This is a genomic window from Pseudomonas sp. 2VD, from assembly GCF_005503585.1.
Lineage (GTDB): Bacteria > Pseudomonadota > Gammaproteobacteria > Pseudomonadales > Pseudomonadaceae > Pseudomonas > Pseudomonas aeruginosa.
Window position 1 is genome coordinate 1 of sequence record NZ_SCND01000236.1, and the last position, 9,536, is coordinate 9,536.

Genomic DNA, 9,536 nt, shown 5'->3' on the forward strand with positions numbered 1-9,536 from the left:
GTGCTGTACCAGGCCAATCCGCCCCGCGTACCGGTGGAAGAACAGGTCGCTGCGCCGGATGCGGAAGACGCCGGGAATCCTGGCGACCCCGAGCATCCGGAGAGCGCCGAAGGCGAAGGTTCGATCGAAGCCCAGCAAGTCGCCGCCAAGGCCCAGACCACCTTCGAGCCGACCCCGGCCGAACGGATCATCGATGCCCGTACCGCCTATATCATGACCAGCATGCTGCAGGACGTGATCAAGCGCGGTACCGGGCGCCGCGCCCTGGCGCTGAAGCGCACCGACCTGGCCGGCAAGACCGGCACCACCAACGATTCCAAGGATGGCTGGTTCTCCGGCTACAACTCCGACTACGTGACCAGCGTCTGGGTTGGCTTCGACCAGCCGGAGACCCTGGGTCGCCGCGAGTACGGCGGTACCGTCGCGCTGCCGATCTGGATCAGGTACATGGGCTTCGCCCTCAAGGACAAGCCGATGCACACCATGGCCGAGCCGCCAGGCATCGTCAGCCTGCGCATCGACCCGGTGACCGGCCGTTCGGCCGCGCCGGGCACTCCCGGCGCCTATTTCGAGATGTTCAAGAACGAGGACACCCCGCCCTCGGTCAACGAACTGCCGCCGGGCAGCTTCCCTGGCAGCCCGCTGCCGGATGACGAAGGCGCGCCGATCGACCTGTTCTGAACCGGCGCCTGCGCTTCGTTGACGACGACGGAACGCGAGGCGCAGGCAAAAAGAAACCCCGCCAAGGCGGGGTTTCTTTTTATCCGGCGGATCGATCAGCCGTTGAAGACTTCGTCCACCGATTTCAGCGGATAGTTCTTCGGATACGGCAGGGTAGCCACGCCGGTCTCGATGGCAGCCTTGGCCACGGCATCGGAGACCACGGTGATCAGGCGCTTGTCCATCGGCTTCGGAATGATGTACTCGCGGCCGAATTCCAGCTTGTCCACGCCATAGGCGGCGCAGACGTCCTCCGGGACCGGCTGCTTGGCCAGGTCGCGCAGGGCCAGGGCGGCGGCGATCTTCATCTCTTCGTTGATGCGCGTGGCACGTACGTCCAGGGCACCGCGGAAGATGAAGGGGAAACCGAGCACGTTGTTGACCTGGTTCGGATAGTCGGAACGTCCGGTAGCCATGATCACGTCGTTGCGGGTGGCATGGGCCAGTTCCGGCTTGATCTCCGGGTCCGGGTTCGAGCAGGCGAACACGATCGGGTTCGGCGCCATGCGCTTGAGGTCTTCCGGCTCCAGCAGGTTGGCGCCGGACAGGCCGACGAACACGTCGGCGCCCTCCAGGGCGTCGGCCAGGGTACGCTTGTCGGTCTCGGTGGCGAACACCGACTTGTACTGGTTCAGATCGTCGCGACCGGCGTGGATCACGCCCTTGCGGTCGATCATGTAGATGTTCTCGACCTTGGCGCCCATGCTCACCAGCAGCTTCATGCAGGAGATGGCGGCAGCGCCGGCGCCGAGGCAGACGATCTTCGCTTCTTCCAGCTTCTTCCCGGCCAGTTCCAGCGCGTTGAGCATGCCCGCCGCGGTAACGATGGCGGTGCCGTGCTGGTCATCGTGGAACACCGGGATGTCGCACTGTTCGATCAGCGCGCGCTCGATCTCGAAACACTCGGGAGCCTTGATGTCCTCGAGGTTGATACCGCCGAAGGTGATGGAAATACGCTTGACGGTATCGATGAAAGCCTGCGGGCTCTCGGCGTCGACCTCGATGTCGAACACGTCGATGCCGGCGAAGCGCTTGAACAGCACACCCTTGCCTTCCATCACCGGCTTGGAGGCCAGCGGGCCGAGGTTACCCAGGCCGAGAATCGCGGTGCCGTCGGAAATCACTGCCACCAGGTTGCCCTTGCCGGTGTACTGGTAGGCCAGCTCGGCATCGCGGGCGATTTCACGCACCGGCTCGGCGACACCCGGGCTGTAGGCCAGGGACAGGTCCCGGGCGGTAGCGGTGGGTTTGGTCAGCTCGACACTCAGTTTTCCCGGACGGGGTTGTGCGTGATATTCGAGGGCAGCGGTTTTAAGATCGGACATTTGGGCACTTCCGCTTTATTGCTTGTTGGACAGACGGGGCGACCGAGCATACGCAAGAAGACGACGCCCCACAAGATCGTCAGGACCCGGCTGTCAAGACCTCTAGCGTACGACTTTAAGCCAATCGCCCGGACGGGGTTCACCGCTCGGATAAAGGTCATTCAGCAGACGCAGACGAGCCACGGAGTCACTCAATGACCCCTCGCCGCCAGCCGCCAATTGCTCCAGCGTCTGCCCCGCCTTGACCTGCACCAGATGCAGGCGTCGCGGCTGCGCCAGGGCCCGCTCCTTGTCGCGCAGCGGACGGAAGCTGCGGATCACGCTGAGGAAGCGGTCGTCCTGGGTCTCCAGGGAACCGACCTTGACCACGCCGACGAACAGGTAGGCGCGGTCGCCCTGGTAGATCACAGCAACCCGTCGCGCCGGGTTGCCTGGCACCACCGCCGTGTAGCCGTTCAGCCCGGCCTGCTTCAGCGACTCTTCCTGGGCCAGCCGTTGCCCGGCGTTCTTGCGCAGGAACTCCGCGGGCGTCAGGCGGGAATCATGGGGCACCAGCTTCATGCCGATGAACGACTGCTCGTCCGCCGGATAGCCAAGCAGGGCGCTGGGCTGGTTGAGGATCTTCCAGCCCGCCGGATAGCTCAGGGTGAAGTCCAGCTCGGCATGGTAGAAGTTCTGCCCGCGACGCACCCCGGCCGATGCCGAGTCGCCGAACGGCATGCCTTCCAGATGGCGAAGAAAGACCTCGCGCCCCACTTCCTGCTGTCCGTTGGCCAGCTGCCGGGCCGGGCCGACCACTTCCTGCAGGCGCCGGTCGTTGTCCGGATGGGTATCGAACAACCCGTGGTAGCCGCCGGCCTGTACCGCCTGGCCATTACGCGCGGCCTCTTCGCGAGCGAAGTCCTCCTGGTTCTTCAGCACCCGCACCACCTGGATCATCGCCGTCGGATCGTAGCCGGCGCGGGCCAGGTACTGGGCGCCGAGACCATCGGCCTCCAGTTCCATGTCACGCCCGTAGCCGCGGACGAAGGCCGTGCCGAGCACGTTGGCCAGGTCGCCGGCGGCGCCGACCCCGGTGCCGATCGCCACCGCCTGGCCAAGGATGTTCCAGGCGCTGGCCTGACTCTGCTGGCGCACGCTGTGGCGCGCCGTGACATGGCCGACCTCATGACCGAGCACCGCGGCCAGTTCGGCCTCGGAGCCAAGGTAGGCGATCAGTCCGCGATGGATATAGATGTAGCCGCCCGGCAGGGCGAAGGCGTTGATGTCCGGCGAATCGATGACGGTGAAATGATATTGCAGGTTGCTGCGGTGGCTGCTGCGGGCGACCCGCTCGCCTACCCGCTGCACGTAGGCCTGGAGCTTTTCATCGTTGTAGCGGGGGAACTGCTTGAGGATTTCCTGGTTGTAGCGAGCGCCCATGCCGAGTTCCTGCTGCTCGCTCATCATCACGAAATCGCTCTTGCCGGTGGCCGGGTTCACCGCGCAGCCGCCCAGCGCGCCGACTCCCAGTAACAGCAGCAGGAGCCAGGCGGCCTTCATGGCAACCATTCCAGCATCGCCGGATCGGTCACCGACATCTGCCAGCGCGCCTTGCCGGCCGGCACAGCGCCACGGCGGGAACGATCGACCACCCAGCCACGCACTTCCAGCGAACGTCCCGCCATCTGCATCACCCGTTTCGCATCGAACGCCTTGAGCACCTTCGGCTCGATCCGCAGGACCAGCGGACCGTCCATCTCCAGCCAGATACCGCCCCGGTTGCGTTCGACCTCGAGCACCCGCCCGCGGACCACGGCGAAGCCGCTCTGCGCCAGTCGATCGAGCGAAAGCACCGGCGAACGCTTCCATACACCCAGATTAGCCGAACGCGCGGCACGTTCCGCCGCTTGCTGACAGGCCGTCAGCTCGGTGTTCGGCGCGACCGCCACCAGGTAGCCCAGGCCCTCGCCGAGCAGGCGCGCCTCGAGGTTGGCGCCGCTGGCATCGAACAGGTGCGCCAGGGTCCGCCCATAGTGATCGCGGGGCTGGCGGCCCGGCTGCAGGGCGAGACGCCCGTCGCTGGCCGATACCAGCGCCTGCAGCCGCTGCTTCGCGGCTTCGGCGAAGGGCTCGGTGGTGCGGCCGTTGTGCGCCAGTTCAGGCGCATTGATACCGATCAGCCGCACGCTGCGGCCATCGCGCAGGCGCACGGTATCGCCGTCCACCACCCGCGCCACCTCGACGTTCTGCAAGGCACCGGTAGGCCGGCAGGCCTCCGCCGCACCGGCGAAGGCGGAAACCACGGACATGAAAAAGGCGCCCACCAGGGACGCCTTTCTCGGTACAGCGACAAGTAGCATTGCGCGCGTTCGCGGCAAGCGGCTTACTTGGTGGCGCCGAATACGCCGAAACGCTGCTTGAAGCGGTCGATACGGCCGCCGGTGTCCAGCACCTTCTGCTTGCCGGTGTAGAACGGGTGGCATTCGGAGCACACGTCCAGGTGGATCGGCTTGCACAGGGTGGAACGGGTCTTGATGACGTTACCGCAGCTGCAGGTAGCTTCGATAGCTTCGTAAGTCGGATGGATGTCCGCTTTCATGATTCAATCCTCGAGGCGTTGTGTGCCGCCACCCAGCGCGTTTACCAGGCACCGCACGTAATTAAGGGCGTGGATCATACCAGACCGATTCATCTATGCAAGCGACCCCGCCCGCCGGTCGTCTGCTAACATCGCCGGCCCAGTCCTCGTTTCCTTCATCCCCGGAAGCCGCTGAGTGTCAGACCTGATCCTACGCCTAGCCCTGCCTTCGCCACTCCGCCGCCTGTTCGACTACCGCGCGCCCCGCGGCATTCCGCGCAGCGCCCTACAGCCGGGGATTCGCCTGCTGCTGCCGTTCGGGCGCCGGGAGCTGGTTGGCGTTCTGATAGAGGTGACGGACCGTTCCGAAGTACCCGAAGACAAGCTCAAGCCTGCCCTCAGGGTACTCGACGCCAAGCCGCCGATGCCGGCGCACCTGCTCGAACTCTGTCGCTGGACCGCCCAGTACTACCAGCACAGCCTCGGCGACACCCTGTCCTGGGCGCTGCCCAACCTGTTGCGCCAGGGCGAGCCGGCCGAGGCGCGCCAGCAGCGCTTCTGGCATGCCACCGCGCAATCCAGCCTCGACGATCCGCGCCTGGCCCGGGCGCCGCGCCAGCGCCAGGCCCTGGCGATTCTCAAGCAGCATCCGCACGGGGTTTCCCATGAGTTGCTGAACCAACTGGAAATAAACAAGGACAGCCTCGACCTGCTCAAGGAAAAAGGCCTGGTCGAACTGGAGGTGCGGCGCCACAGCACCCCGCCGCGCGAAGGCGGCTGGCTGGCCCAGGCGGAGTTGCCGCTGAACCCCGAGCAGCGCGCCGCCTTCGAGGCGGTTCGCGCCAGCCACGGCGGTTTCCATTGCTTCCTGCTGGCCGGGGTCACCGGCAGCGGCAAGACCGAGGTCTACCTGCAACTGATCCGCGAAACCCTGGCCGCAGGCCGCCAGGCCCTGGTGCTGATTCCCGAGATCAACCTGGGCCCGCAGACCCTGGCGCGTTTCGAACGCCGCTTCAACGCGCGCATCGCCCTGCTGCATTCGGCCCTGACCGACCGCGAGCGCCTCGATGCCTGGCTCGCCGCCCGGGATGGCGAGGCCGACATCGTCATCGGCACCCGCTCGGCACTGTTCACGCCGCTGAAGCGGCCGGGACTGATCATCGTCGACGAGGAACACGACGCCTCTTATAAACAGCAGGACGGCCTGCGCTACCACGCCCGCGACCTGGCACTGGTACGCGCGCGCCTGGAGAACGTGCCGATCCTGCTCGGTTCGGCCACGCCCGCCCTGGAAAGCCTGCACAACGCCCAGGCCGGCCGCTACGGCCTGCTGCGCCTGACCCAGCGCGCCGGTGGCGCGCACCCGCCGAAGTTCATCCGCCTCGACGTGAAGAGCATGCCGCTCGACGCCGGCCTTTCCCGCCCGCTGCAACAGGCCATCGGCGATACCCTGGCGGCCGGCCAGCAGGTCCTGGTGTTCCTCAACCGCCGCGGCTTCGCTCCGACCCTGCTTTGCCACGACTGCGGCTGGATCAGCCAATGCCCGCGCTGCGACGCGCGGATGACCGTGCACCAGGGCAGCGGCGAGTTGCGCTGCCACCACTGCGACCACCGCCAGCGGCCGCCGATGAACTGCCCGCAATGCGGCAAGCTCGACCTGCGTCCGCTAGGCGCCGGCACCGAGCGCGCCGAGGAACGCCTGCGGATTCTCTTCCCGAACCATCCGGTGCTGCGCATCGACCGCGACAGCACCTCGCGCAAGCACGCCATGCGCGACCTCTTCGCCACCATCAACAGCGGTGAGCCATGCATCCTGGTCGGCACCCAGATGCTCGCCAAGGGGCACCACTTCCCACGGGTCACCCTGGTGGCGATCCTCGATGCCGATGGCGGCCTGTTTTCCGCCGACTTCCGCGCCAGCGAACGCATGGCCCAGCAGATCGTCCAGGTCGCCGGCCGCGCAGGACGCGCCGAGGAGCCCGGGCGGGTACTGATCCAGACCCACCTGGCCGATCACCCGCTGCTGGTCCAGCTCACCGAGGACGGCTACTTCGCCTTTGCCGAACAGGCCCTCAGCGAACGCCGCGCCGCCGGCCTGCCGCCCTTCGCCCACCTCGCCCTGCTGCGCGCCGAAGCGCACAAGCCGGGCCAGGCGGAAGCCTTCCTCGACAGCGCCTGCAGTGCCGCCGAGCAATTGCTCGAGCAGATGGGCGGGCCGGAGGTGGAACTGCTCGGGCCGGTGCCCGCGCCCATGGAGCGGCGTGCCGGCAAGCACCGCGCGCAACTGCTGCTGCAGTGCATGAGCCGGGCGCCGCTGCATCGCCTGCTGACGCCCTGGCTGCAGAGCCTCGAACAGTTGCCCGGCGGGCGCCAGGTGCGCTGGTCGCTCGATATCGATCCGATCGACCTGTTCTGAGCGCCTTCCTGGAAGACGCCCCGCTTGACTGGGGTCAGCCGGAATCCGCGATGTCCGGCGCAAACTGTCGGCTAATCGCCGCAACGGTTGGCAACGCCTGTCCGCCCACGGATAATGCGCGGTTCTGAGCCTCGACCGGCCACCCCGCGCACATCGCGGGGAGTGAACTTCGGAGCGCCGCATCCGCCGGCCCTTCCCCTGCCCGACCGTCGCGCGCCGCCCCTCTGCCCGCGAGCACGGAGAGAACGATGAAAGACACGATTCGCCAGCTGATCCAGCAAGCCCTCGACCAACTGACCGCGGACGGCACCCTGCCCGCCGGCCTGACCCCGGACATCCAGGTGGAGAACACCAAGGACCGTAGCCACGGCGATTTCGCCAGCAACATCGCCATGATGCTGGCCAAGCCGGCCGGGATGAAGCCGCGCGACCTGGCCGCCAGGCTGGTCGAGGCAATCCCCGCCCACGAGCAACTGGCCAAGGTGGAGATCGCCGGCCCCGGCTTCCTCAACTTCTTCCAGGATCACGTCTGGCTCGCCGCCAGCCTCGACCGCGCCCTCGCCGACGAACGTCTCGGCGTGCGCAAGGCGGGCCCGGCGCAGCGCGTGGTGATCGACCTGTCCTCGCCGAACCTGGCCAAGGAAATGCACGTCGGCCACCTGCGCTCGACCATCATCGGCGACGCCGTCGCGCGCGTCCTCGAGTTCCTCGGCGACACGGTGATCCGGCAGAACCACGTCGGCGACTGGGGCACCCAGTTCGGCATGCTGCTCGCCTACCTGGAAGAGCAACCGGTCGACGCCGAGGCCGAGCTGCACGACCTGGAGGTCTTCTACCGCGCGGCGAAGAAACGCTTCGACGAGTCTCCCGAATTCGCCGACCGCGCCCGCGAACTGGTGGTCAAGCTGCAGGCCGGCGACCCCGACTGCCTGCGCCTGTGGACCCGCTTCAACGAGATTTCCCTGTCGCACTGCCAGAAGGTCTACGACCGTCTCGGCGTGAAGCTGAGCATGGCCGACGTCATGGGCGAGAGCGCCTACAACGACGACCTAGCCCAGGTGGTCGCCGACCTGACCGCCAAGGGCCTGCTCACCGAAGACAACGGCGCGTTGTGCGTCTTCCTCGAAGAGTTCAGGAACGCCGAGGGCAATCCGCTCCCGGTGATCGTGCAGAAGGCCGGCGGCGGCTACCTCTACGCCACCACCGACCTCGCCGCCATGCGTTATCGGCACAACGTGCTGCACGCCGACCGCGTGCTGTACTTCGTCGACCAGCGCCAGGCCCTGCACTTCCAGCAGGTCTTCGAAGTGGCGCGGCGCGCCGGTTTCGTTCCGGCCGGCATGGAGCTGGAGCACATGGGCTTCGGTACCATGAACGGCGCCGACGGCCGTCCGTTCAAGACCCGCGACGGCGGTACGGTGAAGCTGATCGACCTGCTGGAAGAGGCCGAGAGCCGCGCCTATGCGCTGGTCAAGGAACGCAACGAGCAGCGCGCCGAGCGTGGCGAGGAGCCGTTCGACGAGGTCCAGCTGCGCGAGATCGGCCGGGTGGTGGGGATCGACTCGGTGAAGTACGCCGACCTGTCCAAGCACCGCACCAGCGACTACAGCTTCAACTTCGAACTGATGCTCAGCTTCGAAGGCAACACCGCACCCTACCTGCTCTACGCCTGCACCCGCGTGGCCAGCGTCTTCCGCAAGCTCGGCCAGGGCCGCGAGCAACTGGGCGGGAAGATCGTCCTCGAGCAGCCCCAGGAGCTGGCCCTGGCCGCACAACTGGCGCAGTTCGGCGACCTGATCAACAACGTCGCGCTCAAGGGCGTGCCGCACCTGCTCTGCGCCTACCTGTACGAGTTGGCCGGGCTGTTCTCCAGTTTCTACGAGCACTGCCCGATCCTCACCGCCGAGGACCCGGCGCAGAAGGACAGCCGCCTGCGTCTCGCCGCGCTGACCGGCCGTACCCTGGAACAGGGCCTGGAGCTGCTCGGTCTGAAGACTCTGGAACGCATGTAATCGAACCCGCCCGAACAGGAGTCCGGGAACCCCCATGGCAAAGAAGAAACCCGCCCCCAAGCGCGGCGCCAGCCGCTACCAGGCGCCCGCCGCGAAGAACGGCGTTCCCGGCTGGGTCTGGCTGGTCGCCGGCCTGGCCATCGGCGGCTTCATCATGTTCCTGATGAAGCTCGAACCCGGGCGCAAGGACGTCCAGCGCGAACGCCCGGACGCCCAGCGCCCGGCCGCCGTGCAGGGCAAGCAGCCGCAGCAGAACGGCCAGGCCCAGCAGCCCGCGCAAACGCAGACGCCGGCCCAGGCCAAGCCGAAGTACGAGTTCTACACCCTGCTGCCGGAGTCCGAGGTCGTGGTGCCGCCGGAAGCGGTACCGGAGAAGGCCCCGCCGCCGCCCACCCCCGCCGAGCTGGCCAAGGCCGACGAAGCGCGGGCCAAGGCCGCACTCGCCGGGCAGGTGCCACCGCCGCTGCCGAAAGCGGTGGTCGCCGCCAGCACGCAGTTCTTCC

8 protein-coding genes are annotated in these 9,536 nt (G+C 67.2%); 4 read left to right on the forward strand and 4 right to left on the reverse strand.

The genetic code is table 11. From position 1 onward, the window contains the following. The coding region (locus tag FFS27_RS22085; protein WP_247599206.1) for a penicillin-binding transpeptidase domain-containing protein at positions 1 to 681 on the forward strand (681 nt) is incomplete at its 5' end. Positions 682 to 776: 95 nt separating this feature from the next. Here FFS27_RS22085 and FFS27_RS22090 read toward each other — a convergent pair. The 4 genes from FFS27_RS22090 to rpmE all read right to left on the reverse strand — a co-directional run bounded on the left by FFS27_RS22090 (position 777) and on the right by rpmE (position 4,626). Continuing rightward, positions 777 to 2,045 (reverse strand): malic enzyme, encoded by a 1,269-nt coding sequence (locus FFS27_RS22090; RefSeq protein ID WP_003095842.1) that lies wholly within the window; start codon positions 2,043 to 2,045, stop codon positions 777 to 779. A gap of 102 nt (positions 2,046 to 2,147) precedes the next feature. After that, on the reverse strand, positions 2,148 to 3,587 hold the full coding sequence (locus tag FFS27_RS22095) for a M48 family metalloprotease (protein WP_021263516.1): 1,440 nt from the start codon (positions 3,585 to 3,587) through the stop codon (positions 2,148 to 2,150). Next, positions 3,584 to 4,336: a thermonuclease family protein gene (locus tag FFS27_RS22100; protein ID WP_020750880.1), complete on the reverse strand. Its 753-nt coding sequence runs from the start codon at positions 4,334 to 4,336 to the stop codon at positions 3,584 to 3,586. Before FFS27_RS22100 ends, FFS27_RS22095 begins: the two co-directional genes overlap by 4 nt. Before the next feature lie 74 nt (positions 4,337 to 4,410). Further along, the gene (gene rpmE / locus FFS27_RS22105; protein ID WP_003095846.1) at positions 4,411 to 4,626 is read right to left on the reverse strand and encodes a 50S ribosomal protein L31; all 216 of its coding nucleotides are present in this window, start codon (positions 4,624 to 4,626) and stop codon (positions 4,411 to 4,413) included. A 175-nt stretch (positions 4,627 to 4,801) separates the two neighbouring features. On the opposite strand from rpmE, the gene FFS27_RS22110 reads away from it, so the two are divergent. The 3 genes from FFS27_RS22110 to FFS27_RS22120 form a co-directional block, all read left to right on the forward strand. Then, positions 4,802 to 7,021: a primosomal protein N' gene (locus FFS27_RS22110; protein ID WP_003095847.1), complete on the forward strand. Its 2,220-nt coding sequence runs from the start codon at positions 4,802 to 4,804 to the stop codon at positions 7,019 to 7,021. A gap of 248 nt (positions 7,022 to 7,269) precedes the next feature. Beyond that, positions 7,270 to 9,033: an arginine--tRNA ligase gene (gene argS, locus FFS27_RS22115; protein ID WP_003135774.1), complete on the forward strand. Its 1,764-nt coding sequence runs from the start codon at positions 7,270 to 7,272 to the stop codon at positions 9,031 to 9,033. Between the two features lie 34 nt (positions 9,034 to 9,067). Then, positions 9,068 to 9,536: SPOR domain-containing protein (locus FFS27_RS22120; protein ID WP_137952214.1), on the forward strand; the 469-nt coding region annotated here is incomplete at its 3' end.